The sequence below is a fragment of the Rhodoblastus sphagnicola genome (assembly GCF_002937075.1).
Classification (GTDB): domain Bacteria; phylum Pseudomonadota; class Alphaproteobacteria; order Rhizobiales; family Beijerinckiaceae; genus Rhodoblastus; species Rhodoblastus sphagnicola.
In genome coordinates this window covers 43,344-70,164 of sequence record NZ_NHSJ01000087.1, presented here as the reverse complement: position 1 = coordinate 70,164, position 26,821 = coordinate 43,344, and the positions used below count along the sequence as shown (strand labels likewise).

At 63.8% G+C, this 26,821-nt stretch carries 30 protein-coding genes; 27 read left to right on the top strand and 3 right to left on the bottom strand.

The window, feature by feature from the left end; genetic code table 11:
• Position 1 precedes the first annotated feature (1 nt).
• The 3 genes from CCR94_RS14235 (at position 2) to CCR94_RS14225 (ending at position 2,729) form a co-directional block, all read left to right on the top strand.
• Positions 2–697 carry a glutamine amidotransferase gene (locus CCR94_RS14235; protein WP_104508506.1) on the top strand — a complete coding sequence of 232 codons (696 nt, stop codon included), beginning with the start codon at positions 2–4 and terminating at the stop codon, positions 695–697.
• A complete protein-coding gene (gene murB, locus CCR94_RS14230; RefSeq protein WP_104508505.1) occupies positions 694–1,617 on the top strand; it encodes a UDP-N-acetylmuramate dehydrogenase in 924 nt (307 codons plus the stop codon). Before CCR94_RS14235 ends, murB begins: the two co-directional genes overlap by 4 nt.
• Positions 1,618–1,928: 311 nt before the next feature.
• Entirely contained in the window at positions 1,929–2,729 is an 801-nt protein-coding gene (locus tag CCR94_RS14225) for a hypothetical protein (protein ID WP_146090005.1), read from the top strand.
• 445 nt (positions 2,730–3,174) lie between these two features.
• Here CCR94_RS14225 and CCR94_RS14220 read toward each other — a convergent pair whose 3' ends face one another.
• Positions 3,175–3,393 (bottom strand): light-harvesting protein, encoded by a 219-nt coding sequence (locus CCR94_RS14220; protein ID WP_104508503.1) that lies wholly within the window; start codon positions 3,391–3,393, stop codon positions 3,175–3,177.
• Positions 3,394–3,405: 12 nt separating this feature from the next.
• Entirely contained in the window at positions 3,406–3,537 is a 132-nt protein-coding gene (locus CCR94_RS14215; RefSeq protein ID WP_104508502.1) for a light-harvesting protein, read from the bottom strand.
• A gap of 634 nt (positions 3,538–4,171) precedes the next feature.
• Between CCR94_RS14215 and CCR94_RS14210 the strand changes: the two genes are divergently transcribed.
• The 24 genes from CCR94_RS14210 (at position 4,172) to nusG (ending at position 25,906) form a co-directional block, all read left to right on the top strand.
• Positions 4,172–5,167, top strand: coding sequence for an NADH-quinone oxidoreductase subunit B family protein (locus tag CCR94_RS14210; RefSeq protein WP_104508618.1), 996 nt, complete (start codon positions 4,172–4,174; stop codon positions 5,165–5,167).
• The gene (locus tag CCR94_RS14205) at positions 5,164–6,597 is read left to right on the top strand and encodes a nickel-dependent hydrogenase large subunit (protein ID WP_104508501.1); all 1,434 of its coding nucleotides are present in this window, start codon (positions 5,164–5,166) and stop codon (positions 6,595–6,597) included. The genes CCR94_RS14210 and CCR94_RS14205 overlap by 4 nt, the downstream gene beginning before the upstream one ends.
• Positions 6,598–6,703: 106 nt before the next feature.
• Entirely contained in the window at positions 6,704–6,961 is a 258-nt protein-coding gene (locus CCR94_RS14200; RefSeq protein WP_146090004.1) for a hypothetical protein, read from the top strand.
• A 289-nt stretch (positions 6,962–7,250) separates the two neighbouring features.
• A complete protein-coding gene (locus tag CCR94_RS14190) occupies positions 7,251–8,369 on the top strand; it encodes a hydrogenase small subunit (protein ID WP_104508498.1) in 1,119 nt (372 codons plus the stop codon).
• Positions 8,370–8,530: 161 nt separating this feature from the next.
• Positions 8,531–10,321 (top strand): nickel-dependent hydrogenase large subunit, encoded by a 1,791-nt coding sequence (locus CCR94_RS14185; RefSeq protein WP_104508497.1) that lies wholly within the window; start codon positions 8,531–8,533, stop codon positions 10,319–10,321.
• Between the two features lie 155 nt (positions 10,322–10,476).
• A complete protein-coding gene (gene cybH / locus CCR94_RS14180) occupies positions 10,477–11,199 on the top strand; it encodes a Ni/Fe-hydrogenase, b-type cytochrome subunit (protein ID WP_104508496.1) in 723 nt (240 codons plus the stop codon).
• Positions 11,200–11,201: 2 nt separating this feature from the next.
• A complete protein-coding gene (locus tag CCR94_RS14175; protein ID WP_104508495.1) occupies positions 11,202–11,774 on the top strand; it encodes a HyaD/HybD family hydrogenase maturation endopeptidase in 573 nt (190 codons plus the stop codon).
• Between the two features lie 117 nt (positions 11,775–11,891).
• Positions 11,892–12,182 (top strand): HypC/HybG/HupF family hydrogenase formation chaperone, encoded by a 291-nt coding sequence (locus CCR94_RS14170; protein WP_104508494.1) that lies wholly within the window; start codon positions 11,892–11,894, stop codon positions 12,180–12,182.
• A gap of 208 nt (positions 12,183–12,390) precedes the next feature.
• On the top strand, positions 12,391–12,828 hold the full coding sequence (locus tag CCR94_RS14165; RefSeq protein ID WP_104508493.1) for a thioredoxin domain-containing protein: 438 nt from the start codon (positions 12,391–12,393) through the stop codon (positions 12,826–12,828).
• 1 nt (position 12,829) lies between these two features.
• Positions 12,830–13,678, top strand: a complete 849-nt coding sequence (locus CCR94_RS14160) for a hydrogenase expression/formation protein (protein ID WP_104508492.1) — start codon at positions 12,830–12,832, stop codon at positions 13,676–13,678.
• Complete coding sequence (locus tag CCR94_RS14155; protein ID WP_104508491.1) at positions 13,675–13,887, top strand: rubredoxin; 213 nt, start codon at positions 13,675–13,677, stop codon at positions 13,885–13,887. The genes CCR94_RS14160 and CCR94_RS14155 overlap by 4 nt, the downstream gene beginning before the upstream one ends.
• Entirely contained in the window at positions 13,880–14,377 is a 498-nt protein-coding gene (gene hybE / locus CCR94_RS14150; RefSeq protein WP_104508490.1) for a [NiFe]-hydrogenase assembly chaperone HybE, read from the top strand. Before CCR94_RS14155 ends, hybE begins: the two co-directional genes overlap by 8 nt.
• Positions 14,374–15,369 carry a nickel-dependent hydrogenase large subunit gene (locus tag CCR94_RS14145; RefSeq protein WP_104508489.1) on the top strand — a complete coding sequence of 332 codons (996 nt, stop codon included), beginning with the start codon at positions 14,374–14,376 and terminating at the stop codon, positions 15,367–15,369. The genes hybE and CCR94_RS14145 overlap by 4 nt, the downstream gene beginning before the upstream one ends.
• The gene (gene hypA / locus CCR94_RS14140) at positions 15,362–15,703 is read left to right on the top strand and encodes a hydrogenase maturation nickel metallochaperone HypA (RefSeq protein WP_104508488.1); all 342 of its coding nucleotides are present in this window, start codon (positions 15,362–15,364) and stop codon (positions 15,701–15,703) included. The genes CCR94_RS14145 and hypA overlap by 8 nt, the downstream gene beginning before the upstream one ends.
• On the top strand, positions 15,703–16,605 hold the full coding sequence (gene hypB / locus CCR94_RS14135; protein WP_104508487.1) for a hydrogenase nickel incorporation protein HypB: 903 nt from the start codon (positions 15,703–15,705) through the stop codon (positions 16,603–16,605). The genes hypA and hypB overlap by 1 nt, the downstream gene beginning before the upstream one ends.
• The gene (gene hypF / locus CCR94_RS14130; protein WP_104508486.1) at positions 16,602–18,827 is read left to right on the top strand and encodes a carbamoyltransferase HypF; all 2,226 of its coding nucleotides are present in this window, start codon (positions 16,602–16,604) and stop codon (positions 18,825–18,827) included. The genes hypB and hypF overlap by 4 nt, the downstream gene beginning before the upstream one ends.
• A 116-nt stretch (positions 18,828–18,943) precedes the next feature.
• The gene (locus CCR94_RS14125; RefSeq protein ID WP_104508485.1) at positions 18,944–19,168 is read left to right on the top strand and encodes a HypC/HybG/HupF family hydrogenase formation chaperone; all 225 of its coding nucleotides are present in this window, start codon (positions 18,944–18,946) and stop codon (positions 19,166–19,168) included.
• On the top strand, positions 19,165–20,301 hold the full coding sequence (hypD, locus tag CCR94_RS14120; RefSeq protein WP_104508484.1) for a hydrogenase formation protein HypD: 1,137 nt from the start codon (positions 19,165–19,167) through the stop codon (positions 20,299–20,301). Before CCR94_RS14125 ends, hypD begins: the two co-directional genes overlap by 4 nt.
• Complete coding sequence (gene hypE / locus CCR94_RS14115; protein WP_104508483.1) at positions 20,298–21,347, top strand: hydrogenase expression/formation protein HypE; 1,050 nt, start codon at positions 20,298–20,300, stop codon at positions 21,345–21,347. Before hypD ends, hypE begins: the two co-directional genes overlap by 4 nt.
• Positions 21,348–21,369: 22 nt before the next feature.
• Positions 21,370–22,815, top strand: a complete 1,446-nt coding sequence (locus CCR94_RS14110; RefSeq protein WP_104508482.1) for a sigma-54-dependent transcriptional regulator — start codon at positions 21,370–21,372, stop codon at positions 22,813–22,815.
• Entirely contained in the window at positions 22,812–24,158 is a 1,347-nt protein-coding gene (locus tag CCR94_RS14105; RefSeq protein ID WP_104508481.1) for a sensor histidine kinase, read from the top strand. The genes CCR94_RS14110 and CCR94_RS14105 overlap by 4 nt, the downstream gene beginning before the upstream one ends.
• A gap of 57 nt (positions 24,159–24,215) precedes the next feature.
• Positions 24,216–24,974: a TerC family protein gene (locus CCR94_RS14100; protein ID WP_244594076.1), complete on the top strand. Its 759-nt coding sequence runs from the start codon at positions 24,216–24,218 to the stop codon at positions 24,972–24,974.
• A 131-nt stretch (positions 24,975–25,105) separates the two neighbouring features.
• On the top strand, positions 25,106–25,297 hold the full coding sequence (gene secE / locus CCR94_RS14095) for a preprotein translocase subunit SecE (protein WP_104508480.1): 192 nt from the start codon (positions 25,106–25,108) through the stop codon (positions 25,295–25,297).
• 78 nt (positions 25,298–25,375) lie between these two features.
• Positions 25,376–25,906 carry a transcription termination/antitermination protein NusG gene (gene nusG, locus CCR94_RS14090; protein WP_104508479.1) on the top strand — a complete coding sequence of 177 codons (531 nt, stop codon included), beginning with the start codon at positions 25,376–25,378 and terminating at the stop codon, positions 25,904–25,906.
• Positions 25,907–26,109: 203 nt separating this feature from the next.
• Here the strand turns inward: nusG and CCR94_RS14085 are convergent, their stop codons facing one another.
• Positions 26,110–26,640 carry a GcrA family cell cycle regulator gene (locus CCR94_RS14085; protein ID WP_104508478.1) on the bottom strand — a complete coding sequence of 177 codons (531 nt, stop codon included), beginning with the start codon at positions 26,638–26,640 and terminating at the stop codon, positions 26,110–26,112.
• Positions 26,641–26,821 lie beyond the last annotated feature (181 nt).

The following is a 26,821-nucleotide window of genomic DNA, read 5'->3' as shown; positions in this document are numbered from 1 at the left end:
CATGAAACATGCGCTGGTTTTGCGTCATCTCGCCTTTGAAGACCTGGGCGTCCTCGCGCATATCCTGCCGGATTACGGTTTTGACGCCATTTATCACGAGGTCGGCGTCGGGCCGTTGCCGGTCGCCGAAATCGCCGCTTGCGATCTGCTGATCGCGCTCGGCGGTCCGATCGGGGTCCACGAGATCGAGGATTACCCCTTTTTGCGCGAGGAAGTCGCCGCGATTGGCGCGCGGCTGCGCGCGGGCAAGCCGACGCTGGGCGTTTGCCTGGGCGCGCAGATGATGGCCGCCGCGCTCGGCGCGCCGGTCGCGCCGGGGCCGGGCAAGGAAATCGGTTATGCGCCGCTGCATCTGGCGCCGGTCGCGAATTCGCCGCTCGCCGCCCTGGAGGGCGCGCACGTGCTGCATTGGCACGGCGACGCCTTCGGTCTGCCCGAGGGCGCGGTTTCGCTGGCCTCGACGCCTTTGTGCCCGCATCAGGCCTTTACGCTCGGCTCTCATGCGCTGGCGCTGCAATTCCATGCGGAAGCCGAGCCGGAGGGTTTTGAGAGCTGGCTGATCGGCCACACCTGCGAATTGGGCATGGTCGGGATCAAGCCGGGCGAACTGCGCCGACAGGCTTTGGTTCATGGCGCGGCGACGGCCCGCGCCGGGACAAAAATGTTCCGGTCCTGGCTGGATGGGATTTTCTCATGAGTTTTGCGGACGTCACGCCGGCGCTGGCGGGTCTCATGCCGGAGCTGCGGGGACGGCTGACGGCCAATGCCGAGATCGCGGCTTACACCTGGTTTCGCGTCGGCGGCCCGGCGCAAATCCTGTTCAATCCGGCCGATGAAGAAGACCTGTGCTATTTTCTCCAGCGTCTGCCTGGAGACGTTGACGTCACGGTGATCGGTCTCGGCTCCAATCTCATCGTCCGCGACGGCGGCATTCCCGGCGTGGTGATCCGGCTCGGCGGTCGCGCCTTTGGCGAGGTCAAGGTCGAGGACGGTTTTCGCCTGCGCGCCGGCGCCTGCGTCCCGGACATGCGCGTCGCCAAGGCGGCGGCTGACGCTGGCATTGACGGACTGGCGTTTCTGCGCGGCATTCCCGGCTGCATCGGCGGCGCCTTGCGCATGAACGCCGGCGCCCATGGCGGCGAGACCAAGGATGTGCTGGTTTCCGCGCGGGGCGTGGACCGCAACGGCGCGGCGCATCTGTTTGGGGTCGAAGATCTCCACATGACCTATCGCCACAGCGGCGCGCCCGACGACATTATTTTCACCCAAGCCCTGTTTCAGGGGCGGGCGGGCGTATCGGCCGAAATTCTGGCCGAAATGGACCGCATCACGCAGGCGCGGGAAAAATCTCAGCCGATCCGCGAAAAGACCGGCGGCTCCACCTTCAAAAACCCGCCGGGCGAAAAGGCTTGGGCATTGGTGGACAGGGCCGGCTGTCGCGGGCTGGTTTTGGGCGACGCGCAAGTGTCGGAGCTGCACTGCAATTTCCTGATCAATCGCGGCGCCGCCACCGCCGCCGACATCGAAAACCTCGGCGAGGAGGTCCGCGCCAGGGTGAAAGCGGCGACGGGCGTGGACTTGCAATGGGAGATCAAGCGGATCGGGGTGAAGGGCTGAGGCTTGGTTTCGCGCAAGGCGGCTCGTGTCGCCTTGTGCGACCATGATCTTGAACTGAAATAAAAATCCGCAATATGCGCGCCAGTCATGGTGTCGCCGGCAGGTTTACAAAAATTCGTTTTCTTGGACATTAAAAGCCAAAGCAAAAAACGTAATCCTTAGGATTTAGAGTTATTAATAAAATTTATTAACCACTTTGTTTGAGTAAATATGCAGCAAGAACGCGTTTCTGATCCAGATAATGTCGTTTTAACGCTTGTGGCGTAATTGAATGGTGGAAATTTCGAAATCGAATGCGTTTGGAATCTACCATGAGCGGCAAACAAATTCGCGGCGCCTCCGATGAGGCCGAGGTCTTCAAGCGCAGAGTCGAGGCGCGTGAATCAGTTCGTCAAGTCTCCGATGACGAGTCCGGCGCGCCTGATGGCGACAAACTCGCAGCCGAGGCGCGTGAAGTCGTTGTTTCAGATGCCGATGAGGATCCCTTTGAGGTTGACGTCATCCAGCGCCGGGTCGCCGCGCGTAAAATAGCGCGTGAGGCTGAACGCAAGAAGAAAGAAGCCGAGGAGGAGCTTCAGCGCCATCTCATGGAGCGCGCCCTGCGCGCCAAGGCCAAGCCTGCGCCTGTTGAAGAGTCATCCTTGTGGAGCAAAATTTATTCTGGTTTTTTGACTCTTATCAAATCTAAATTATTTCATAATGCTGTGGCTTATTCCGCTTTGGCTGTAATGGTCGGGGGGCTCGGCGTCTACATCAATGATCTCCTCGCAAAGCGAGCTGACGCATCCTTTCGCGAGCATTGCCTCGAGAATAATTTGAAATACGCAAGCGGTTCTCGCAGATTTTGTTATGATAACGGCCGGTTTGCCCATGGCATCACGGAGTCTGGCGTGACCGGCAGATTAAATTTGGATTGGAGTGTCAATGATCGCCAACTCCGCCTGGCGATAAAGGCCGCTGAACGTTCCACCGGTCCGGTCGCGAGACCGGGTGGTTTGACCACTGACGCCGTCGCCAAACCCATCGGTTCGGCCCCTGGCGCAGCCGCTGAACCGGTCCATTTGGCCCCTGGCACAGTCGCGGAACTGGCCGCGCAAATCATGCGCAACTAAGACTTTCCCCCGAACGTCAAATCGGCGGCCCCTGACAGCCCTGAAGTCATTGACTCAGGTCAGCGTGGGGCCGGCGCTTACGCGGCTCGCTCTCAGCCGCGCGCCGACCGAAAAAGCCGGATATTGGGTCGCAATCGACTCCTGCGCGGCCTCTGGCGGCATTCCCGCCGGCGATCCCGACCCCACCGAAGCCTGCGGCCGGCACTCGCGCATATCCCGCAAAAGGGGACGCCGGTTTTGCGAAACGGATATGCGGTTTCAAAGCTCTAGACGGCGCCGATGCCGGCTTCAAACGCGAAAACGGTCGGTATCGCTTCGATACCGACCGGCACTCTTCGGCTGCACATGCTTGACCGTTTGTCGCCAGCAACGGCGGTGGACGCGCCGCGTGGGGATGACTGAAGGGCTTCACATGTTTAGCTAACGCCCGATGGCGTCAACCGTCTCAGTTGACGGAGACGTTGCTCGGCAGGGAAGCAACCGGAGCCTGCATGTGCTCGACAGCGGCAGCCTTCTTGGTTCCGCCCTGGAAATACGCGGCGACCCAGGTGGTGTGCGTCAGAACGGCGTAGTGGACCAGCAGAGCGGTCACGGCCACGGAGCCCAGCAGCAGCGGCAGGCCGACGCTCGGGTTGACGACAGTCCAAATCTTGCCTTGGTTCATATCAGAAACTCCTCAATGCAGCCAGGGAGAGAAAGCGAACGCGAGGACGTGCGCGAAGATCGCGATCACGAAGAACACGCGGGTTCCGTCGATGACATGCTTGTGAAGCTCTTCGGATTGCTCCGGGGTAAGTACATCAGCCATTGTACACCTCTCGTAATTAGCCCCTGGCTTTTCGTGCTAACCTGCATGCAGGTTATTCGCCTCAGGGGCTAGGCGGCATAAACGTAAGCGAAATCAATGAGATATCGCCGCCGCAACGCAGGTGGACTATGAGCTTGACGCTTTGTGCCGTCAACTTGGCTTGACAGAGCCGGGCGTGGCGCGCGCGGCCTCGCCAGATCCTGGGCGAGGCGGGAGATGTCCCTTTTATCCCAAGGCGTTAGCGGTGAAGCCTGTGATCGGGCCGAGCGTGTCGAGTCGCGTTTTGCGGGGACTACGTAAGTGCCTTTTGGCGCGGATGGGGGGATGTTCCCAGGCCTTGACGCGGATTTACCCCTGTGGCGCGCGGAGGCCCTTCATGGTCGCAAACAGGCGGGGCGCCGGTCCGCCTGAAGCCCTCCAGGCCTCGTAATGCCAAGACCGCGGCTCAAGACCGCAGCTTTGCGCGGGCTAAAGACCCTCCCGGCGTCCATCTCCTGCATCGTTTCGGCGTGTCGCGCCATCTTGTCCGCCATAGGGCGTTCCCGGACGGCCGCCCGTCTTGCCAAGGGCGATGCCGGGAAGGGGAGCGCGCGCGGCCATTGAAATCGCCGGTCAATACGGCGACAGTGGCGCCATGACGACCAAGCGCAAAACCCTGCTGTGGCTCCAGGCCGGCTCGTGCGGCGGCTGCACCATGGCGGCGCTGGAACAGGGCGGCGCCGGGTTGTTCGCCGAATTGCAAAACCTCGGCCTCGACCTGCTCTGGCATCCCAGCGTCAGCGAGGCCACCGGCGACGAGGTTTTGCAGCTTTTCGCGCGCATCGAAACCGGCGCGCAACAGCTCGACATTCTCTGCGTCGAGGGGTCCATCCTGCGCGGGCCAAACGGCACGGGGCGGTTCAACCGGCTGTCCGGCACGCAGCGCACGCTGCTCGATCTCAGCCGCGCGCTCGCCCAGCACGCCGAATATTGCGTCGCCGTCGGCTCCTGCGCGGCGTTCGGCGGCATCCCCGCCGGCGATCCCGATCCCACCGAGGCCTGCGGCCTGCATTACGACGGCGCCGAGCCCGGCGGGAGTCTCGACGCGGACTGGCGCTCCAGGGCCGGTCTGCCGGTGGTCAACATCGCCGGTTGCGCGCCGCATCCCGGCTGGATCGTCGAAACCCTGGCCGCGCTCGCCGCCGGCGACCTCGGTCCCGACGATCTCGACGCGCTCGGACGCCCGCTGTTTTTCGCCGGCCATCTCGCCCATCACGGCTGTTCGCGCAACGAATTTTACGAGTTCAAGGCTTCCGCGCGCGTCCTCTCCGAGCGTGGTTGCATGATGGAGCATCTCGGCTGCAAGGCGACGCAGGCGATCGGCGATTGCAACCAGCGCGCCTGGAACGGCGGCGGCTCCTGCACCCATGCCGGTTTCGCCTGCATTTCCTGCACCTCGCCCGGTTTCGAGGCCGCGCGCGACACCCATGTCACCCCGAAAATCGGCGGCGTGCCCGTGGGCCTGCCGCTCGACATGCCCAAAGCCTGGTTCATGACGCTGGCCGCTCTGTCGAAATCGGCGACGCCGGCGCGGGTGCGCCAAAACGCCGAAGCCGACCGCGTCGTCGTCAACCCCAAGAGAGCGAAATGAGCCGGCTGGTTGTCGGGCCGTTCAACCGGGTCGAGGGCGATCTGGAGCTGACGCTGGACGTCGAGGACGGCCGCGTCGCGGAGGCGCGGGTCGCGACCACGCTCTATCGCGGTTTCGAGCAGATTCTGGTGGGGCGGCCGGCGGGCGATGCGCTGACCATCGCGCCGCGCATCTGCGGCATTTGCTCGGTGTCGCAGAGCCTGGCGGCGGCTGCGGTTTTACGCGAACTCTGCGGAGTCCAACCGCCGCGTAACGGCGAACTGGCGGCGAACCTCGCCCATGCGGCGGAAAACATCGCCGACCATCTCAGCCATTTCTATCTGTTCTTTATGCCAGATTTTTGTCGCGCCGAATATGCGTCAAAACCCTGGCATGGCGAGATCCACAAGCGGTTCAAGGCCGTGGAGGGGAGCGCCGCGCGCGACATGCTGCCGGCGCGGGCGCGGCTGCTACATATTATGGGGCTGATCGCGGGCAAATGGCCGCATTCCCTGGCCTTGCAACCGGGCGGCGTCACCCGCGCGCTCGATCTCGGCGGCAAGATGCGGCTGCTGGCGATTCTCGGCGATTTCCGCGCCTTCGCCGAAAAACATCTGTTCGGCGCGCCGCTGGAACAGATCGCGGCGTTGGAGACGCCTGAGCAGTTGGCTGCCTTCGCGGAGGGGCCGGGCGATTTCGCCGCCTTCCTGCGCGTCGCCCGCGACCTGCGCCTCGATACCCTCGGCCGTTGCGCCCTGCCGCTGATGAGTTTCGGCGCCTATCACACGGCGGAGGGCGCGCTGTTTCCCGCGGGCGTCGCCGACGCCGCCGGCGCGGCGCTGCCGATGGGGGCGATCGGCGAGCAGGTCGCCTCCTCCTTTTTCGCCGACAGCGCGGAAGACCCGGCGCTGTCGTTTACGACGCCCGATATGGAGCGTGCGCAAGCCTATTCCTTCGCCAAGGCGCCGCGTCTCGACGGCAGGCCGGCGGAAACCGGGGCCGTGGCGCGGCAGGCGGTCGCCGGCCACAAACTGGTTCGCGCGCTGCTCGGCGACGCTCGCGGCAGCCATGTGCTGGTGCGCGTCGTCGCCCGCGTGCTGGAAATCGCCGCCGTGGCGCTGGCCGCCGAGAACTGGGCGCGCGCGCTCGACGTGCGCGAGAGTTTCTGCGCAGCCTCGGCGGCGGCGGTGAAAGGTGCTGGCGTCGGCAGGATCGAGGCGGCGCGCGGCGCGCTCGGGCATTGGGTCAGCGTCGAGCGCGGCGTGATCCGCAGCTATCAAATCATCGCGCCGACCACCTGGAATTTCTCGCCGCGCGATGCCGCTGGCGTTCCCGGTCCGCTGGAACAGGCGCTGGTCGGGGTCGAGACGGGCGCGCAAGGCGCGAAGGCGGCGGCGATCCAGCATGTGGTGCGCAGTTTCGACCCGTGCATGGTCTGCACCGCGCATTAACCCTTGCTTCACCGCGTTTGCGCATCGCGCGGGCGCCGTAACGTCGCGGCAAGGGTTGACACAGAAGATCGACGCGCTCGCCCCACTCTTTCACGGGTTGCCCAATATGCGCAAAATCGTTCCTTTCGTCTTCGCTCTGGCGGCGTTCGGCCTCGCCCCCGCCAGCCATGCGGGCGGCTATTATGTGCAGGACGAGGCTGTCGGCTCGGTCTGTGGCGTCTCCTGCCTCGCCGGGCAGTCCGAATCGGCGCTCCGCCTCGAACTGTATTACACGCAAGTCTATGCCCACGATCCCGATCGTCCGCCGCTGGTCATCGTCAACCGTCCGCCGGCCTACGACCCCCCGGTGAGCGCACGCTACTGACGCGGCGGCGACATTTGGTCAAAACCACCTCCGCCCGAACCGGCGGGGGTATTTTTTTGCGTGGGCGCCAACAAACTTGCTTCCGGCGCCAGCGCGCTTTCCATTTTCCCCGCCACAGCGGCGAAAGGGTTCGGGGATAAACGATTGAAATAAAGCCGACATGGACAAATTGTCGCAGTTGGCGCCCTTCTTGCCATTCCAAGCGTAACCGCAGGCGGTCTTCACCGCCGCGAGGGCGCCCCGTTCATCCATGGGGCGCCCAGAAAAACGGAGCAGGGCAGGAGCGCGCTTGATGTCGGCAACCGAAACTTTTTACGACGTGATCCGTCGCCAGGGGATAACCCGGCGCAATTTCACCAAATTTTGCTCGCTCACCGCCGCCAGCATGGGGTTGGGCGCGACCGGCGCATCCGAGGTCGCGCACGCGCTGGAAACCAATCCGCGCGTGCCCGTGATCTGGATGCACGGGCTGGAATGCACCTGCTGTTCGGAAAGCTTCATCCGCTCGGCGCATCCGCTGGTGAAGGATGTCGTGCTGTCGATGATCTCGCTCGACTATGACGACACGTTGATGGCGGCGGCCGGCCATCAGGCCGAGGCCATCCTCCAGGAGACCCGCGAGAAGTACAAGGGCAAGTATATCCTCGCGGTCGAAGGCAATCCGCCGCTCAACGAGGACGGCATGTTCTGCATCGACGGCGGGCGTCCCTTCGTCGAGCGGCTCAAGGAAATGGCGGCGGATTCCATGGCCGTGATCGCCTGGGGCGCCTGCGCCTCCTGGGGCTGCGTGCAGGCCGCCAAGCCGAACCCGACCCAGGCCACCCCGATCGACAAGGTCATCACCGACAAGCCGATCATTAAAGTGCCGGGCTGTCCGCCCATCGCTGAAGTCATGACCGGCGTCATCACCTTCATCAACACCTTCGGCAGATTGCCTACGCTCGACCGCCAGGGCCGTCCGGAGATGTTCTATTCGCAACGCATCCACGACAAATGCTACCGCCGTCCGCATTTCGACGCCGGACAATTCGTGGAAGAGTGGGACGACGAAAACGCCAGAAAAGGCTTCTGCCTCTACAAGATGGGCTGCAAAGGCCCGACCACCTACAACGCCTGCTCCACCGTGCGCTGGAACGACGGCGTGTCGTTCCCGATCCAGTCGGGCCATGGCTGCATCGGCTGTTCGGAAGACGGGTTCTGGGACAAGGGGCCGTTCTACGAGCGTCTCTCGACCATCCACCAGTTCGGCATCGAGGCCAATGCCGACAAGATCGGCGTCGCCGCCGCGGCCGTGGTTGGCGCGGGCATTGTCGTCCACACCGCCGTCACGGCCGCCGGCCGTCTGGGCGTGAAGCACGGCGGAAGGGCGCCTGAGGCGCCGGACCAAGACCTGTCGCAAGGCACGTGATCGCTCAGCAGACATTCGTTGGTTCGCCAACGGATGTTTGCTCAGAGTCCTCTGTTTGAGCAGGATTTTTCTCCGAAACCGGGGGCCGCTTTTCGGAAATCCTGCTCAGGCGCTCGCCCCCGTCAAAGACCGATTCAAGAATCCCTTAAGGAAACGCAGCCATGGGTCTCGAAACGCCGAACGGCTTCAAACTCGACAATTCCGGCAAGCGCGTCGTCGTCGATCCGGTCACCCGCATCGAAGGCCATATGCGCGTCGAGGTGAACGTCGATTCCAACAATGTCATCCGCAACGCCGTCTCCACCGGCACGATGTGGCGCGGCATCGAAGTCATCCTGAAAAACCGCGATCCGCGCGACGCCTGGGCCTTCACCGAGCGGATCTGCGGCGTCTGCACCGGCACGCACGCGCTGACCTCGGTGCGCGCGGTGGAAGACGCCCTCGCCATCAAGATCCCGGAAAACGCCAACTCCATCCGCAACATCATGCAGTTGGCGCTGCAGGTGCACGACCATATCGTGCATTTTTATCACCTGCATGCGCTCGACTGGGTCGATGTGGTCTCGGCTCTGTCCGCCGATCCCAAGGAAACCTCGACGCTGGCGCAGTCGATTTCGTCCTGGCCGCTGTCCTCGCCGGGCTATTTCAAGGATTTGCAGACGCGCCTCAAAAAATTCGTCGAGAGCGGCCAACTCGGCCCGTTCAAGAACGGCTATTGGGGTTCCGCCGCCTACAGACTGCCGCCCGAGGCCAATCTGATGGCGGTGGCGCATTACCTTGAGGCGCTCGATTTCCAGAAGGAAATCGTCAAAATCCACACCATCTTCGGCGGCAAGAACCCGCATCCGAACTGGCTGGTCGGCGGCGTGCCCTGTCCGATCAACGTCGATGGCATAGGCGGGGTCGGCGCGCTCAACATGGAGCGCCTCAACTACGTCAAGGAAATCATCGACCGCTCGATCACTTTCACCAACCAAGTTTACATCCCCGATCTGCTGGCCATCGCCTCGTTCTACAAGGACTGGCTCTATGGCGGGGGCCTGTCGAGCAAGTCGGTTTTGTCCTACGGCGATATTCCCGAGCGCGCCAACGACTACAGCGCCTCGAATCTGCTGCTGCCGCAGGGCGCGATCATCAACGGCAATCTGAAGGAGATCTTCCCGGTCAATCACCGCGACCCCGAGGAAATCCAGGAATTCGTCGCGCATAGCTGGTACAAATATCCCGACGAAACCAAGGGCCTGCATCCCTGGGATGGCGTCACCGAGCCGAATTACGTGCTCGGCCCCAAGGCCAAGGGGACGCGGACCAATATTGAAAGCCTCGACGAAGAGGGCAAGTACAGCTGGATCAAGGCGCCGCGCTGGAAGGGCCATGCGATGGAAGTCGGCCCGCTGGCCCGCTGGATCATCGGCTACGCCCAGAACAAGCCCGAATTCAAGGAGCCGGTCGAGAAGGTCTTGAAGGAGCTCGACGTTCCCGTCACCGCTTTGTTCTCGACGCTGGGCCGCACGGCGGCGCGCGGCCTCGAATGCAGTTGGGCGGCCGACAAGATGCTGTATTTCTACAACAAGCTGATCGCCAACATCAAAGCCGGCGATTCTTCCACCGCCAATGTCGAGAAATGGGACCCCAAAACCTGGCCGGCGGAAGTCAAGGGCGTCGGCTTCACCGAGGCGCCGCGCGGCGCGCTCGCCCATTGGATCAAGATCAAGGACGGCAAGATCGACAATTACCAGGCGGTGGTGCCGACCACATGGAACGGCAGCCCGCGCGATCCCAAGGGCAATATCGGCGCCTTCGAGGCCTCGCTGCTGGACACCCCGATGGTCGATCCCGCGCAGCCGCTGGAAATTTTGCGCACGCTGCATTCGTTCGATCCGTGCCTGGCCTGCTCGACACACGTGATGAGCGAGGACGGCCAGGAAATGGCGAAAGTCCAGGTCCGCTAATCCACAAGCCGGGGCCACCTTCTCCCCTTGCGGGAGAAGGTGGCCCCGGAGGGGCCGGATGAGGGGTTCGTCCGTCTCGGCCTATCGCCCCCACTCCGCCCCACCCGGCAAGCCCGGCGCAAGGGGCAAAGCGTCATATTCCCCGGGAGGTCTTCATGGATTACGCGAAAATCGCGGATATCAGCGAGTTGAAGGGCCAGGTCGTCGTCGCCCGCCGCACGGTCTATGTCTATCAGGCGCCGGTGCGCATCTGGCATTGGGTCAATGCGGCCTGCATGACCGTTCTGTTCGTCACCGGCTATTTCATCGCCACGCCGCCCGGCTCGCTTGGCGGCGAAGCCAGCGCCCATTTCCAGATGGGCTACATCCGCTTCGCCCATTTCGCGGCCGGGCAGACCATGGCCGTGTTCTTCCTGATGCGGTTTCTCTGGACCTTCGCCGGCAACGCCGCTTCCAAACAGTTGTTCTGGGTGCCGGTGTGGAAGAAGAATTTCTGGGACGGCCTGTTCAACGAAGCCAAATGGTACGCCTTCATGGTCAAATATCCCCGGCAATATGTCGGGCATAATCCGCTGGCGCATATGATGATGTTCTTCGTGTTCACGCTCGGAACCGTCTTCATGATCTGCACCGGCTTCGCCATGTATTCCGAAGGCGCCGGCCGCGACTCGCTCTGGGCCAAGGCGTTCGGCTGGGTGTTCGCGATCTTCCCCAACAGCCAGGACGTCCACACCTACCATCACATCGGCCTGTGGGTGCTGTGCCTGTTCGCCGCCGTCCACGTCTATGCGGCGGTGCGCGAAGACATCATGTCGCGCCAGAGCATGATCTCGTCGATGATCTCCGGCGAACGCCAGTTCCGCGACGACAAGGTCTGACCATGACGCAGCCCAAAATTCTCGTTCTCGGCATCGGCAACATCCTGTGGGCCGACGAAGGCTTTGGCGTGCGCGCGCTGGAGGCGTTCCACCGCCTCTACCGCGTTCCCGAAAACGTCAGCCTGCTCGATGGCGGCACCCAGGGCCTCTATCTCGTGCAATTCGTGCAGGAAGCCGATTATCTGCTGGTTTTCGACGCCATCGACTACGGTCTGACGCCGGGAACGCTGAAAATCGTCGAAAACGACGAGGTGCCGAAATTCACCGGCGCGAAAAAAATGAGCCTGCACCAGACCGGCTTTCAGGAAGTGCTGTCGGCGGCCGACCTGATGGGCGGCTATCCGGAAAAACTGGCGCTGATCGGCTGTCAGCCCGAGGATCTCGAGAACTGGGGCGGCCCGCTGACGCAACCCGTGCGCGACCAATTGGTCCGCGCGGCGGAGGTGGCGGCTGGCGTGCTCGAAGGCTGGGGCGCGCCCTGCGCGCGTCGCGACGCCAATGAAAAAGTCGAACCGCTGCTGGCCAATGACATCGACCACGCCAGCTATGAAAGGCCGATGGCGGCGGCGAACTAAACTGTCGGCCGCTCCCTCTCCGGCTGCCGAATTGGCGGCGCGGGGCCACTGCCGCGCCGCCCTTTTTCCTCCGCGCCAAACCGGCGTAACCTCAAGTCCCGACGGGAGAGCGAATTCATGTGCCTTGGCGTGCCGATGAGCGTGATCGAAAGCGACGATGTCACAGCGCTTTGCGCGCGCGGCGACGAATTGCGCCGGGTGTCGGTGCTGCTGGTCGGCGCGCAGCCGGTCGGCGCCAAATTGCTGATCCATATCGACAGCGCCGTGCGCGTGCTCGACGAGGAAGAGGCCGCGCTGATCGACCAGGCGCTTCACGGCCTGGAGGCGGCGATGCGCGGCGAGGATTTCGAATCCGCCTTCGCCGACCTCATCAACCGTGAGCCGCAATTGCCGGAGCATCTGCGCTGACGCGGTCGCGCGCAATGTCGGCTGTTAGACTTGAGATTTTTGCGCCCAAGCTTGATCTGGATCAAAAATAATTCACCACTGACCCCGGTTTCTACTGGAAAGAATGTTTCTCTTTCTGTAAGCTTCGTTTCCAATACTGTCGCCTGACGGCGCAAAACGCCCCCGCCGCCTTCTTGCATATGCGGGAGGAAAAACGAGGAAACGCTTGATGGATCATCCCCTGCTGAAGGCGCTCGTCGCGCGTCACGGCGTCGCAACTGTCGATGAAGCCTCCATCGACACATTCTTTGCCTCCTGCGACGCCCGCCACGCGCTGCTGTTCTTCTCCGGCGCCGGCGCGCCGCGCCCGGAAACCTCGGATGTCGCTGTGCTGTTTCCCGAACTGCTGAAAATGTTCGCGGGCCATGTCAGAGGCGCCCTGGTGGCGCCGGAGGCCGAAGCCGCCCTCAAAACCCGCTTTCAGGTGTTCGTCTTCCCTTCGCTCGTGGTGACGCGCGACGGCCAGCCGGTCGGCGTGCTGCCGAAAATCCTGGATTGGGCGGACTACCAGCAAAAAATCGCCGCCGCCCTTGCCCCCGATGCGCCCGTGCTCGTCGCCGCGCAGGGTCCGAAAACCGAATTTGCCTTCGTGCGCCAGGGAGAATGACATGAAAGCCGGATTCTGGGTCGCCCCCGAGGGCGCCGACGAAGCCATGACCATCCTGCCAATCGGGGTGGAGGAAGACACGCAGGCGCGCCGCATCTCCCTGCTCGCCACCGGCGAGGGCGAGGCGCTGGCGAAAGCCTGTCCGCGCGTGCGCGACATGCTGCCGAAAATCGTCGCCGCCTTGGAAAACCAGAAGGCGGGCGCGCCCGGCCAATTGTTCGACCTCACCGAATTTTCCGCCGACGAAAAGCGCCTGTTGTCCGAAGCCATCGGCGACGGCGAAGTCGGCGGCGTCGCCTCGACGCCAGACGGCGTGGTCGCGCAAATTCAGGAAGCCAATATGGCCGGCCTGTGGCGCGTGCGCTTCACCGCCGCCGACGGCCAATTGTTCGCCGATTATCTCGAAGTCTCCGCTTTGCCGGAAATCGCCCGCCGCGCCGCGCTCGTCAACGGCCGCCCGCTGACAATCGGCGCCCCGCCCGAAGGCGCGATGAACGTGATGCCGCTGTTGCAGGAAATTTCCGCGCGCTCGGAAGCGTGGAAGGAGGGCGACCCCACCCACACCATCACCTTCTCGCTGCTGCCGATGAACCCGGTGGACATGAGCTTCTTGCAGCAAAATCTCGGCCCCGGCTCGGTAAAGCTGATTTCCAAGGGCTATGGCGCCTGCCGCGTGCATTCGACCGGCGCAAAACACGTGTGGTCGGTGCAATATTTCAACGCTTCCGACGAAATCGTGCTGGACACACTGGAAATCGGCGCCCCGCCGGCGGCGGCCTGCGCGGCCGACGAGGATTTCATCGACAGCGCCGAACGGCTGCGCGAGATCGAGGAGGCCTATTTCGCGTGAGCGCTTTCGAGCACTTCGGCAAGCCGACCGGCGACGACGACGCAAAAATGGAATGCGGCGTGTGCTGGCATGTCTACGATCCCGCGCTCGGCGATCCCGTCTGGCAGATCGCGCCGGGCACGCCGTTCTCGGCTTTGCCCGAGGACTGGCGCTGCCCGAACTGCGACGCCGCGCAAACGCGCTTCCTGCGGCTCGACAAACATGACTGACGTTGACCGGGAATCGCAGGAACTGGCGGCGCGGCTGGAACAGCATTTTGCCGAGCTGTTCGAGCGCTGCATGAAGGACATGCCGATCTGCAATTTTTCCTTGCAGGTCGCCTGCGTCGGTTTCCAACCCTTCGGCGATTTTACGCTCGGCATTGTGTTGACGCCCTGGTTCATGAATATCTGCGCCGCGCCGCGCGCGGGCGCGCCAAAAGTCGAGGACCAGCCGGGGGCGACCCGCACGCTGGCGTTGCCTGCGGGCAACGTCGATTTCCTCGCCACCGATCTCGACGGGGAACGCCTGCTGTTCGCCTCACTGTTCTCGCCGATGCAGGATTTTGTCGACCACGCGGCGGCGCTGGCGACCGCCGAGGCGGCGATGGCGGCGCTGATGAAGACGCCCGACCCCGCGCCGCCGCCGCCGCCCGAAAAGCCGAAAGAGAAGGTCGCGCTCGACCGCCGCGCCTTCTTTCGATTGGGCAAGCGCGCATGAGCGGCGCGCTGCGGATTTTGGCGCGGACGCGCGACGGCATTGTCGCGGAGGTCGAAATCGCCTCGCCGCGCGTCGATCCGAGCGCCGTCTTCATCGGTCGCACGCCGGAGGAGGCGGCAGCGCTGGCGGGGCGCCTGTTCTCGCTCTGCCCGATGGCGCAATCCACCGCCACGCGCGCCGCGACCGGCCTGCCGCCGCAAGACAACGAAACGCTTGCCCTGCTGTGCGAACGCCTCGCGGAAATGCTGCGCGCCAGCCTGCTCGACTGGCCGGGCGCGACGCCGGCGCCCGAGGACATCGCCGCCCTGCGCGAAATTCTGCCGCTGCTGCGCCGCCTCCCCGACGAAGCCTCAACCGCCGCCGCCGAGGCGCTGCGCGCCGCATTGTCCCGCCTGGGTCTCGGCGTCGAACAAGGCGTTTTCGCGCGCGAAAAAGCCGAGGCGCAGGCCGACGAATCCGCCATGAATTTGCGCGCGCGCCGGGCCGATTTCCTGACGCCGGACGATGACCTCGCGGTGATCGAAGCGCTCTGGGCGCACAAGACTTTCAGCCGCGCCCCGGCCCTGCTGGGTCGCCGCGTCGAAACCGGACTCGCCGCCCGCCGCAACCTCGCGCAGGGCGCGCTGGCGGCGCGGATCGCAGCGCGCGAGGCCGAGATGATCGAGACCGCCGCCGCGATTGAAATCCTTTTGCAGGGCGGTTCGGCGCCGAAAGATTTGGTCGCGCGCGGCTTCGGTTTCGCCGCCGTGGAATCCGCGCGCGGACGGCTGTATCACGCCTGCCGCCTCGACGCCTGCCGCCGGATTTCCGACTATCGCATCGTCGCGCCGACCGAGTGGAATTTCCATCCCGACGGTCCGTTCGCGCGCCTGGCTGTCGGCGCCAATATCGGCGCGGGCGCGCAGGCGAAACGCCGCGTCGAGCGCCTCGCCTTCGTGTTCGATCCCTGCATCAAGGCTGAGGCGGAAATCACGGAACTGGCCCATGCATGAAATGTCGCTCACCGAAGGCGTGGTGGACATTTTGGTCGAGGAAGGCCGCAAGCAAGGTTTTACGCGTGTCAAAACCGTGTGGCTGGAAATCGGCGCGCTCTCCGGCGTCGAGCCGGAGGCCATGCTGTTCTGTTTCGACGTGGTCGCGCGCGGCACTTTGGCCGAAGGCGCGAAACTGGAAATCGTGAGGACGCCAGGCAGCGGCTGGTGCCTCGATTGCGGGAAGACGGTGGCGCTCGCCGAGCGCTTCGGCGAGTGCCCCGAATGCGGTCAATATCACGTGCAGATGACGTCGGGAGACGCGATGCGCGTGAAGGAACTGGAGGTCGAGTGATGTGCACGGTTTGCGGATGCGGAACGGCCAGCGTCGAAGGCGAACAGCCGAAGGAAAAGCACGACCATGGCCACGATCACGATCATGGCCATGGTCATCATCACGACCACGATCATCACCACAATCACGATGATGACCACGTCCACGCGCATGGCGGCCACGCCCATGCCCACACGCACGAAGGCGCGGTGGATTACGGGGCTGGTCTGGCGGGCGTCCATGTCCCCGGCCTGAGCCAGGAGCGCATCGTCCAGATCGAACGCGACATTCTCGGCAAGAACAACTCTTACGCCGACGCCAACCGTTCGGCCTTCGCGCGCAAGGGCGTGCTGGCGCTGAATTTCGTGTCGAGCCCCGGCTCGGGAAAAACCTCGCTGCTGGTGCGCGCCATCACCGACCTCAAGGATAAGTTTTCGATCGCCGTGATCGAGGGCGACCAGCAGACCTCCAATGACGCCGAGCGCATCCGCGCCACCGGCGTCCAGGCGTTGCAAGTGAACACCGGCAAAGGCTGCCACCTCGACGCCCACATGATCGGCCACGCGCTGGAAAAACTCGACATCGCCGACAATTCGCTGCTGTTCATCGAGAATGTCGGCAATCTCGTCTGCCCCGCCGCCTTCGACCTCGGCGAGGCGCACAAGGTGGTGCTGCTTTCCACGACCGAGGGCGAGGACAAGCCGGCCAAATATCCCGACATGTTCGCAGCCGCCGACCTCATGATCCTCAACAAGTCGGACCTTCTGCCGCATCTCGATTTCGACGTCGGCGCCTGTCTGGCTCATGCCTTGCGCGTGAATCCGCGCCTGCAAATCCTGGTCGTCTCGGCGCGCACCGGCGAGGGCCTCGCCAGCTTTTACGCCTGGATTTCCGCACGCGCCGCTCTGGCGAGGAAGGAATGACGCAACCCGCCCGCCAGCGCGAACAGCAGCCGACGCGCCTGCATTTGCGCTTGCGTGGCGCGGTGCAGGGCGTGGGCATGCGGCCCTTCGTGCATGGACTGGCGGCGCGTTTTTCCCTGTCCGGCTTCGTGCGCAATGATTCCGAAGGCGTGCTGATCGAAGTCGAAGGTTTTACGCAAGACTTTGTCGCCGCCCTTCACGCCGAACTGCCGCCGCTGGCGCGTCTCGATTCTTGCGAATGCGAGGAAATTTTTCCGCGCGGCGACACAGGCTTTGTCATCGAGACCACGCGGCAAGGCAGGGCGCAAACTCGCATCCCCGCCGACGCCGCGACCTGCGAAAAATGCCTCGACGATCTGTTCGATCCGTCGAGCCGCTTCCATCTTTATCCGTTCGTGAACTGCACGCATTGCGGCCCGCGCTACACCCTGACCCGCGCGCTGCCCTATGATCGCGCGCAAACGGCGATGGCGCGCTTTCCCATGTGTGAGGATTGCGCAAACGACTACGCGGACCCAACAAATCGTCGCTTCCACGCCGAACCCATCGCCTGCGAAAAATGCGGGCCGCGCCTGTCGCATCAGCCGCAAGACATCGTCGCCGCGCTGCGCGCCGGAAAGATCGTCGCGCTAAAAGGGATCGGCGGCTTCCATCTGCTCTGCGACGCGCGCAACGCGGACACGGTTTTGGAACTGCGCCGCCGCAAGGACCGGGAGGCAAAACCTTTCGCGCTCATGCTGGCCAATGCAGCGTCGGTCGCCTTGTTCGGTCGGCCAACGCCCGCCGAACTGGCGCTGCTGCGCGCGCCCGCGCATCCCATCGTTCTGATCGATTCATCTCGCAACCTGCCTGACACGGTCGCGCCCGACATGACGCGTCTTGGCGTGATGCTGGCCTATGCGCCGGTCCATCATCTGCTGTTCCGTGCGGCGGGCGCGCAGCGCAACGCGCCTTGCGCTTTCGCTGTCGTCGCGACCTCCGCCAATCCCGGCGGAGAACCGCTCATCACCGACAATGACGAAGCGCAACGCAAGCTCGAAAAAATCGCGGACCTGATCGTCACCCACGACCGCGACATCGTCGTGCGCGCCGACGACAGCGTGATGCACATCGTGGATGGCGCCCCCGCCTTTCTGCGCCGCGCGCGCGGCTTTGTTCCCGAGCCCATCGACCTCGGAGAAGACGGGCCGAGCGTGCTGGCCTGCGGCGGTCATTTGAAAGCGACCCTCACGCTCACCCGTGGGCGAGAAGCGTTTGTCTGCCAGCACATCGGCGATCTCTCCGACGCCGAAACCTTTCGCTTCTACGAGGAGAGCGCGACGCACCTTTTGCGCCTGCTCGACATCGCGCCGGAGGCGGTCGCCTGCGATCTGCATCCCGACTATCTCTCGACCCGCTTCGCCGAAGACTTTGGCGCGCCCGTGCTGCGCTTCCAGCATCACGCGGCGCATATCGCCGCCATAGGCGCGGAGCATGGCGAGACGCAAATCCTTGGCGCCGCGCTCGATGGAACCGGGCTTGGCGCGGACGGCGCCGTCTGGGGCGGCGAGGTCTTGCGGCTCGACGGCCACGGCGGGTTTACCCGCGAAGGATCGCTCAGCGCGCTGCCGCTCTGGGGCGGCGACCGCGCCGCGCGCGAACCGTTTCGCATGGGCGTCGCGGCCTTTGCAGCGCTCGGCCGTCTCGACGAGGCGTCGGCTTTTTTCAGCGCCGTTCCGCAAGCCGCGCAGGCGGCGAAAATGCTCGGCGCGAAACATCCGCAAACCAGCAGCCTCGGGCGCCTGTTCGACGCCGCCGCCGCTCTGCTCGGTTATCCTGAACGACAGGAGTTCGAAGGCCAGGCGGCCATGCGTCTCGAAGCTTTGGCGCGCGAACCCAGGGTGCTTGCTGGCGGCTTCGTTTGGCGCGACGGGAAACTCGATTTCACGCCGTTGCTGGCGCATTTCATCGACGCGCGGCCCGATGCGCGCGCGGGCGCGGAACTGTTGCATGGAACAGTGATCGCGGGTTTTTCCGAGGCGCTGTGCGCCCTCACGCAATCCGGCGAAAAGATCGCGCTTGGCGGCGGCTGCATGATGAACCGCATTCTCTCGGAAGGTCTGGCCGCGCGCCTGCGCGAAGAAAATCGCGCGCCGTTGCTGGCGCGCAAACTGCCGCCCAACGACGGCGGCCTGTCGCTCGGACAGGCGGCGCTGGCGCGGGCGGTTCTGATGAAGGTTTGAGCGTCCGCCCATGGTTTGGGACGCGCCTTGCGGCGCTCCTCACCATGAGGGAGAGCGGTTGATGGGTTGCTGCTGCGCCGAGCCTCGGCGGCGCGGCCAACATAGGGAGTGAAAACATGTGTCTCGCAATCCCCGTCCAGGTGACGGAACTGCTGGACGGCGACATGGCGAAAGTCAGTCTCGACGGCGTGGGGAAAGTGATCTCGCTCGCTTTGGTCGAGGACGTGTCGGTGGGCGATTACGTCATCCTGCATGTTGGCTATGCGCTCAACAAGCTCGATCCGGAAGAGGCGCAAAAGACGCTCGAACTCCTGGCCGAAGCCGGCGTGGTCGCGTCATGAAATATGTCGATGAATATCGCGACGGCAAGCTGGCGCGCGGGATCGCCGCCACCATCGCCAGGGAAGTCCGGCCGGATCGCCCCTATCGTTTCATGGAATTCTGCGGCGGCCACACCCACGCCATCGCGCGCTATGGGCTGGAGGATTTGCTGCCGGAAAATCTGCGCATGATCCATGGTCCCGGCTGTCCCGTCTGCGTGCTGCCGGTCGGACGCCTGAACGACGCAATCAAGCTGGCGCGGCGCCCAGAGGTCACGCTCTGCACCTATGCCGACCTGATGCGCGTGCCCGGTTCGGACGGCATGAGCCTGACGAAAGCCAAGGCCGATGGCGCGGACATACGCATGGTCTATTCGACGCTGGACGCGCTGCGCATCGCGCAGGAAAAACCCGCGCGCCAAGTTGTTTTCTTCGGCATCGGCTTCGAGACCACCACGCCGCCCAGCGCGCTGGCGATCTTGCAGGCGAAAAAGCTGGGGCTGAAGAATTTCTCGGTGTTCTGCAACCACGTGCTGACGCCGGCCGCGATCCAGGCCATTGTCGGCGCGCCCGAAGGCGCCAGCAAAGTGCCGCTCGACGGTTTTGTCGGGCCGGCGCATGTCTCCACCGTGATCGGCACGCGGCCTTACGAACATTTCGCGGAAACCTACGCCAAGCCCGTGGTGATCGCCGGTTTCGAGCCGCTCGATGTGATGCAGGCCATTCTCATGCTGGTGAGGCAGGTCAACGACGGCCGCGCCATGGTCGAGAACGAATACATCCGCGCGGTCACGCAGGACGGCAATCTCAAGGCGCAGGAGACCGTCGCGCAGGTGTTTGAATTGCGCGACACCTTTGAGTGGCGCGGCCTCGGCGCCGTCGCCGACAGCGCGTTAAGACTCCGCGACGCTTATGCGGAGTTCGACGCCGAAAAAATCTTCGACGTTCACACCGTCGCGGCGCAGGACAATCCGGCCTGTGAATGCGGCGCCATTTTGCGCGGCGAGAAGCGCCCGACCGACTGCAAATTGTTTGGAACCGTCTGTACGCCGGAAACCCCGATGGGCTCGTGCATGGTGTCGTCGGAAGGCTCCTGCGCGGCGCATTGGACCTACGGCCGTTTCCGCGATTCCGAAAACAGGAGAGCGTCATGAGCGCCCCGCGCCTTCGTGCTCGAAAACTCGATCTGAAAACGGGAAAAGTCGATCTCTCGCATGGCGCCGGCGGTCGCGCCATGGCGCAGTTGATCGGCGAGATTTTTGCGGAAAATTTCGCCAACGATTTACTTGCCCAAGGCAACGATCAGGCTGTGTTTTCCGTCCCGCCCGGAAGACTCGCCATGACCACCGACGGCTATGTGGTGTCGCCGCTGTTTTTCCCCGGCGGCAATATCGGCTCGCTCGCCGTGCATGGCACGGTCAACGATCTCGCCATGGCCGGCGCGCGGCCGTTGCATCTGTCGGCGAGCTTCATTCTCGAAGAAGGGTTTCCGCTCGCCGACCTCGCACGTATTGCCGAGAGCATGGGCGCGGCGGCGCGCGAGGCCGGCGTGAAAATCGTCACCGGCGACACCAAGGTGGTCGAGCGCGGCAAGGCCGATGGCGTGTTCATCTCCACCGCCGGAATCGGCGTCGTTCCCGATGGTCTCGACCTGTCCGGCGACAAGGCGCGGCCGGGCGACGTGATCCTCGTGTCCGGCACGATTGGCGATCATGGCGTGGCCATCATGTCGAGCCGTGAAAACCTGCAATTCGAGACGCAGATCTTGTCGGATTCGGCGGCGCTGAACGGTTTGGTCGCTGACATGGTCGCGGCCTGCGGAGAAAGCCTGCGGCTGTTGCGCGACCCCACGCGCGGCGGGCTCGCCGCCACCCTCAACGAGATCGCACGCCAGTCGAACATCGGCGTGCGCATCGAGGAAGACGCGCTGCCGGTCAAGCCGGAAGTGGCGGCGGCCTGCGAGTTGCTCGGACTCGATCCGCTCAATGTCGCCAATGAGGGCAAGCTGATCGCTTTCGTCGCGCCGGAAGCCGCGGAAAAATTGTTGCGCGTGATGCGCGAACATCCGCTCGGCAAGGACGCCGCGATCATCGGGGCCTGCGTGGACGACCCGCATCATTTCGTGCAGATGCGCACGTCGTTCGGCGGCGGGCGCATCGTGGACTGGCTGTCCGGCGAGCAATTGCCAAGAATTTGCTGAGCAAGAATTTGTTGAGGCCAACATGACATCCGGCGCCGTTCTCATCATCGACGACGAATTGCGTTCGCAAGAGTCGCTGAAGCGCGTTCTCGCCGAAGAATTCGACGTGCTGCTCGCCAGCAACGCGCAGGAGGCGGAAGCCATTCTCGCGGGCGATCTGGTGCAGGCCATTCTGTGCGACCAGCGCATGCCCGGCGTATCAGGCGTCGATTTCCTGCGCCATGTGCGCGAGACCTGGCCCGATCCGGTGCGCATGATCATCTCCGGTTTTTCGGAATCGGAGGACATCATCGCCGGCGTCAACGAGGCCGGAATCTACCAGTACATCACAAAGCCCTGGCGGCCGGAAAAGCTGCTGGAAACCGTGCGCGACGCTGTCAGGCTTTATCATTTGCAGAAGGAGCCGGGGGGCGTTGGCGCGGAGTCCAAACCGTCGCATGGAACCCTCAATCGCGTGCTCGCCGAGCGACGCCGCGAACAGAAGAAAATGTTCGAATTCGACCGCATCGTCCACGATCCCAACGGGCCGATGGTCGATACGCTCGCGCTGGCGCGCAAGGCGACGGGCTACGATATTTCCGTTCTGGTCACCGGCGCGTCCGGCGCCGGCAAGGAACTTTTGGCCCGCGCGATTCATTTCGGTTCGGCGCGCGGCGACAAGCCGTTCGTCATCGAAAATTGCGGCGCGCTGCCGGATGAATTGCTGGAAAGCGAATTGTTCGGCTGCAAGAAGGGAGCCTATACCGGCGCCTATCAGGACCGCATCGGCCTGTTCGAACTCGCCGACGGCGGCACGATTTTCCTCGACGAAATCGGCGAGACGTCGCCGGCGTTTCAGGTCAAGCTTTTACGCGTGTTGCAGGAGCGTGAAATCCGCCCGCTCGGCGCCGCGCGCTCGCGAAAGATCGACGTGCGCGTGATTTCCGCGACCAATCGCGATCTCGAAAACGAAGTCGAACAGGGGCGTTTCCGGCGCGACCTGTTCTATCGCCTCAACGCCTTCCCCATCCACCTGCCTGCGCTCAGCGAGCGGCGCGGCGACATTCCGCGCATCGCGGAAAGCATTCTGGCCGAGGTCAACCGCTCCTTCCGGCGCAAGATTCCCGGCTTCGCGCCGGAAACCATGCGGCGGCTGTGCGCCTATGTCTGGCCCGGCAATGTGCGCGAGTTGCATAACGAAATCCAGCGCATGGTGGTGATGGCCGAGGCCGAGGAGCCGCTCGGCGCGCATCTGCTGTCCGCGCGCGTTGGGGCCGAGCGCGGCGCGGCGAAAAATTTCAACGGTCCGTCCACGCTGAAGGACCAGGTCGAGGCGCTGGAGCGCGTGGCCATCGCGAAGACGCTGCTGGATTGCGCGGGCAATATCAGCCATGCCGCCGAAAAACTCGGTCTGTCGCGCGTTGGCTTGCGGGCGAAAATCGACCGCTACGACCTGCGCCGGGATGTCGGCGGGGGCTATGAGCAATGACCCATCGTCCGCCGCGCCCGGAAAACATTCTCGCGCTGGCGGGCGCGGGCGATGACGGCGAATTGTCGGATGGGCAGGAGTCCGTCTGGCAGGAAGTCGTCAAGCGCGTGGACGAGGTCTATTCCGATCTGCTGCGCTATGAATCCGATCTCGAAGCCAAGAACGCGGAGCTGGAGGAAGCGCAGCGTTTCATTTCCAGCGTGATCGCGTCGGTTTCGGACATTCTCGCGGTTTGCGACGCCGAGGGAAAAATTATCCAGGCCAATCCGGCTTTCGTGCGACTGCTCGGCCGCGCAGAGGCGGGTCTGATCGGCTCGCCGCTGCTCGATGTGCTGGTCGAGGCGGACCGGGCGGCGGCGCGCGGTTTTTTGTGCGGCGGCGGGCGCGCGGGCGATTGCGAATTGCGCTTCGCCACGGCGGGCGGGCCGTCGGATGTGATGGCGATCAACTTTTCCAATCGGTTCGACCAGTCCGGCCGCTGTGTCGGCGCCGTGCTGACGGGGCGCCCGATCGGTGAATTGCGTCGCGCCTATCAGGCGCTGCGCACGGCGCATCTCGACCTGCAGCAGGCGCAAAAAAAGCTGATCGAACAGGAGAAGATGGCGAGCCTCGGCCGCCTCGTGGCCGGCGTCGCTCACGAGCTCAACAACCCCATCAGTTTTGTCTATGGCAATGTGCATGTGCTCGAGCGGTACAGGAAGAATCTGTCGAATTATTTCGCCGAGGCGCAAAAACTTGAGGACGTGGACGCGGCGGCGCTGCGGGCAAAATATCGCATCGACCCCATTCTCGACGACCTCGCGCCGCTGATCGATGGCACGCTCGAAGGCGCGCAGCGCATCAGCGAGATCGTGAAAAACCTGCGCCGGCTCTCGTTCAACCGCGTCCACGAGGCGCAAAGAATCGACGTCGCGCGCATCGTGGCGGTGGCGGCGCAATGGGCGGCGCGGTCGAAAAAGCATCAGGCGCGCATCGCCATTGATGTCGAGGACGGGTTGGCGCTGTGGGGCAATGAGGGGCAGATTCACCAGATCGTCGTCAACCTGATCGACAATGCGCTGGATGCGGTGCGCGGCCAGACGGATGCGTGCGTCAGCGTGCGGGCGCGGGCCGTCAATGGCGAGGTGGAGATTGTCGTCGAGGACAATGGCGGCGGCATTGCCGAGAGCGCCTTCGACAAAATGTTCGAGCCGTTCTTCACCACCAAGACGGTGGGCGAGGGGACGGGGCTGGGGCTGTGGATTTCCTATTCCATCGCCCGCGAGCATGGCGGAGCCATTTCCGCCGCCAACCGGCCGGGGGGCGGCGCGGTGTTCACGCTGAGGCTGCCGGTCGGGGGGTGATCTGTCCCGCCGCGCGTTTTTGCGTTAGAGAGCGGCTTTCTCATCCAAGGGCATGACGTGGAATATCTTGAACCCTTCACCACGATTGGCGGCTGGATCAGCTTGCTGAGCCTTTCCGCCATGGAAATCGTGCTCGGCATCGACAATCTCGTCTTCGTCGCCCTGGCCACCCAGGGGTTGCCGCCGGAAAAGCGGGCGCTGGCCGCGCGGTTCGGACTGGCGCTCGCCATCGTCTTCCGGCTGGGCCTGCTCTCCAGCATGTGCATGCTGGCGCATTTCAGGCAGCCCCTGTTCACGGTGTTCGACCATGCGTTCAGCGGCCGCGACATCGTGCTGGCGCTCGGCGGCCTGTTCCTGCTCTACAAGGGCACGCAGGAGATTCACGAGGAGATCGCGCTTGACGAGCAGGCCGAAGGCGGGGGGCGTCCGGCGCGGAGTTGCATCAGGGCCATCGTGCAGATCGCGCTGCTCGACATCATTTTCTCGTTCGACAGCGTGCTGACGGCGATCGGCATGGCCGACCATCTTGAAATCATGGTGGCGGCGGTGATCATCGCCATCCTGCTGATGATGGTGGCGGCGGCGCCGCTGAGCCGGTTCATCAGCGAAAATCCCACGGTGAAGATGCTGGCGCTGAGTTTTCTGCTGCTGATCGGCATGAGCCTGCTCACCGACGCCTGCGGCTATGACGTGCCGAAAGGTTTCATTTATGCGGCCATCGGTTTCTCGGTCCTGGTGGAAGGTCTCAACCAGTTCGCCGGCCGCGCGCGGCGGAGAGCGAAAGGCCGAAAACCGCCGCCGGAGCAAGGCGCTTAATAAAATCCTTGGCGAGCGGGTTCGATTTCGCTATAAAGCCCTGTGAGGCGCGCGACCGAGAGGTCTCGCGCCCACTTTTTTAGCCCGCGACCGTTCGCTCCGGACGGTCCGAACAGACAAAGCCGGACCCCATGGCCAATCCGTTCACTTTCCTACAGGAAGTCCGTTCCGAAGCCGCCAAGGTGACGTGGCCCACGCGCCGCGAAACCATGATCACAACTGGCATGGTCGCGGTGATGGTCTTCTTCGCCGCGCTTTTCTTCCTTTCGGTCGATCAGATCATCCGTCTCGGCGTCCGCTTCATCCTCAGCTTCGGCGGCTGAGCCCGAGCTTTTTCAAGCGCTGTCTTCACGCGAACCGGCCTTCGCCTGAAAACGCTTCAGTTCCTACAGGGCAGATTCATGACCAAGCGCTGGTATATCGTCCACGCCTATTCCAATTTTGAAAAGAAGGTCGCCGAGTCGATCCGCGAAGGCGCGGCGCAGCGCAACCTGAGCGACAAGTTCGACGAAATCCTGGTGCCGACCGAGCAGGTCGTGGAAGTTCGTCGCGGGCGAAAATTCAACGCCGAACGAAAATTCTTTCCCGGCTATGTGCTGGTGAAATGCGACCTGACCGACGAAGTGTTCCATCTGATCAAGAACACCGCCAAGGTCACGGGTTTCCTGGGCCAGGACAACAAGCCCTTTCCCATCCCCGACCATGAGGCCGAGCGGATCAAGGGGCAGGTCGCGGAGGGGGTCGATCGTCCGAAAACCTCGGTTTCCTTCGAGGTGGGCGAGAAGGTGCGCGTCAACGACGGCCCGTTCGCCTCGTTCGAAGGCCTGGTGGAAGAGGTCGACGAAAGCCGTTCGCGCGTAAAAGTGGCGGTGTCGATCTTCGGGCGCGCCACGCCGGTCGAACTGGAATATGGGCAGGTGGACAAGCTCTGAGCGGCGCCCGCCTCGCGCCCTGGAGCTAATTCGGTGAACTCCCGTTCACCGAATTAGCTCCGGCTCTTTGGTTTTGCGCATATTCTTTGCCGAAAACCGCGCACCCTTTTCGGGAATAGGCGTTCATCGGCGCGACACCGGCTTGCGCGGCCGAATGGGTCATTTCGTGAAAAAAAAGGGCGCCGCAACGGCGCCCTTTTTTTTTAGCGGATCGCCGTGCGCTTTTCGCGGTCGCGGCGGCGGTCCTGGGCTGGCTGGTAGGCGATACGGGCGTGGGCGAGGCAATAGGGCCCCGCGCCGATCTGCATCTTCGCCCCGCAATAGCGGAAGTCGGGGTTGGTGGGGTCGCCGAGCGGCCAGCGGCACATGGCTTCGCGCAGGTCCATGATGGTCACGCGCTCCGAAATGGCGATGACCACCTCTTCCGTCGCGACGCGCGGCGCAGGCGCGGGGGCCGGAAGCGCGTCCATCGCCAGCGCCAGGGCGCCGTGCGTCATTGCGCCGTGCGTCAGGGGCGCGGGCGCGGCCTGGGGACGAACCGGCTCCTCCTTGCGCGGACGCGCTGGCGTCGCGGCGGGGGATTTGGCGCGGCCCGACAGGCCCAGACGATGCACCTTTCCGATCACGGCATTGCGGCTGACGCCATGTCCCAATTCATTGGCGATCTGGCTGGCGCTCAAACCGTCGAGCCACATTTTCTTGAGGGTCTCGACACGTTCATCGGTCCAGGACATATAGCGGTCTCCAATTCCTTTCACCCCCGTCGCGCATAAGTCCTCCTCCGCTGGCGCGACAAAGCCGCGGGCGCAAAAGTCTTACAACGGGACTGACGAGACGACGCCGATCAAACGCGCGCCGCAACAAAATGTCGTAGTCGACGGATGAGAATCTACAACATGCCTGGAATCGCGCGCA

What these genes read in the sequence shown, in the direction of transcription:
- murB (WP_104508505.1), top strand. Translation starts at nt 694, where the DNA reads ATGAGTTTTGCGGACGTCACGCCGGCGCTGGCGGGTCTCATGCCGGAG.
- CCR94_RS14175 (WP_104508495.1), top strand. Translation starts at nt 11,202, where the DNA reads ATGACGCAGCCCAAAATTCTCGTTCTCGGCATCGGCAACATCCTGTGG.
- nusG (WP_104508479.1), top strand. Translation starts at nt 25,376, where the DNA reads ATGACCAAGCGCTGGTATATCGTCCACGCCTATTCCAATTTTGAAAAG.
- CCR94_RS14085 (WP_104508478.1), bottom strand. Translation starts at nt 26,640, where the DNA reads ATGTCCTGGACCGATGAACGTGTCGAGACCCTCAAGAAAATGTGGCTC.
- CCR94_RS14205 (WP_104508501.1), top strand. Translation starts at nt 5,164, where the DNA reads ATGAGCCGGCTGGTTGTCGGGCCGTTCAACCGGGTCGAGGGCGATCTG.
- CCR94_RS14125 (WP_104508485.1), top strand. Translation starts at nt 18,944, where the DNA reads ATGTGTCTCGCAATCCCCGTCCAGGTGACGGAACTGCTGGACGGCGAC.
- CCR94_RS14160 (WP_104508492.1), top strand. Translation starts at nt 12,830, where the DNA reads ATGAAAGCCGGATTCTGGGTCGCCCCCGAGGGCGCCGACGAAGCCATG.
- CCR94_RS14185 (WP_104508497.1), top strand. Translation starts at nt 8,531, where the DNA reads ATGGGTCTCGAAACGCCGAACGGCTTCAAACTCGACAATTCCGGCAAG.
- CCR94_RS14170 (WP_104508494.1), top strand. Translation starts at nt 11,892, where the DNA reads ATGTGCCTTGGCGTGCCGATGAGCGTGATCGAAAGCGACGATGTCACA.
- CCR94_RS14165 (WP_104508493.1), top strand. Translation starts at nt 12,391, where the DNA reads ATGGATCATCCCCTGCTGAAGGCGCTCGTCGCGCGTCACGGCGTCGCA.
- CCR94_RS14110 (WP_104508482.1), top strand. Translation starts at nt 21,370, where the DNA reads ATGACATCCGGCGCCGTTCTCATCATCGACGACGAATTGCGTTCGCAA.
- CCR94_RS14200 (WP_146090004.1), top strand. Translation starts at nt 6,704, where the DNA reads ATGCGCAAAATCGTTCCTTTCGTCTTCGCTCTGGCGGCGTTCGGCCTC.
- hypB (WP_104508487.1), top strand. Translation starts at nt 15,703, where the DNA reads ATGTGCACGGTTTGCGGATGCGGAACGGCCAGCGTCGAAGGCGAACAG.
- cybH (WP_104508496.1), top strand. Translation starts at nt 10,477, where the DNA reads ATGGATTACGCGAAAATCGCGGATATCAGCGAGTTGAAGGGCCAGGTC.
- hypD (WP_104508484.1), top strand. Translation starts at nt 19,165, where the DNA reads ATGAAATATGTCGATGAATATCGCGACGGCAAGCTGGCGCGCGGGATC.
- CCR94_RS14220 (WP_104508503.1), bottom strand. Translation starts at nt 3,393, where the DNA reads ATGAACCAAGGCAAGATTTGGACTGTCGTCAACCCGAGCGTCGGCCTG.
- hybE (WP_104508490.1), top strand. Translation starts at nt 13,880, where the DNA reads ATGACTGACGTTGACCGGGAATCGCAGGAACTGGCGGCGCGGCTGGAA.
- hypE (WP_104508483.1), top strand. Translation starts at nt 20,298, where the DNA reads ATGAGCGCCCCGCGCCTTCGTGCTCGAAAACTCGATCTGAAAACGGGA.
- secE (WP_104508480.1), top strand. Translation starts at nt 25,106, where the DNA reads ATGGCCAATCCGTTCACTTTCCTACAGGAAGTCCGTTCCGAAGCCGCC.
- CCR94_RS14225 (WP_146090005.1), top strand. Translation starts at nt 1,929, where the DNA reads ATGAGCGGCAAACAAATTCGCGGCGCCTCCGATGAGGCCGAGGTCTTC.
- CCR94_RS14145 (WP_104508489.1), top strand. Translation starts at nt 14,374, where the DNA reads ATGAGCGGCGCGCTGCGGATTTTGGCGCGGACGCGCGACGGCATTGTC.
- CCR94_RS14235 (WP_104508506.1), top strand. Translation starts at nt 2, where the DNA reads ATGAAACATGCGCTGGTTTTGCGTCATCTCGCCTTTGAAGACCTGGGC.
- CCR94_RS14105 (WP_104508481.1), top strand. Translation starts at nt 22,812, where the DNA reads ATGACCCATCGTCCGCCGCGCCCGGAAAACATTCTCGCGCTGGCGGGC.
- CCR94_RS14215 (WP_104508502.1), bottom strand. Translation starts at nt 3,537, where the DNA reads ATGGCTGATGTACTTACCCCGGAGCAATCCGAAGAGCTTCACAAGCAT.
- hypA (WP_104508488.1), top strand. Translation starts at nt 15,362, where the DNA reads ATGCATGAAATGTCGCTCACCGAAGGCGTGGTGGACATTTTGGTCGAG.
- CCR94_RS14210 (WP_104508618.1), top strand. Translation starts at nt 4,172, where the DNA reads ATGACGACCAAGCGCAAAACCCTGCTGTGGCTCCAGGCCGGCTCGTGC.
- hypF (WP_104508486.1), top strand. Translation starts at nt 16,602, where the DNA reads ATGACGCAACCCGCCCGCCAGCGCGAACAGCAGCCGACGCGCCTGCAT.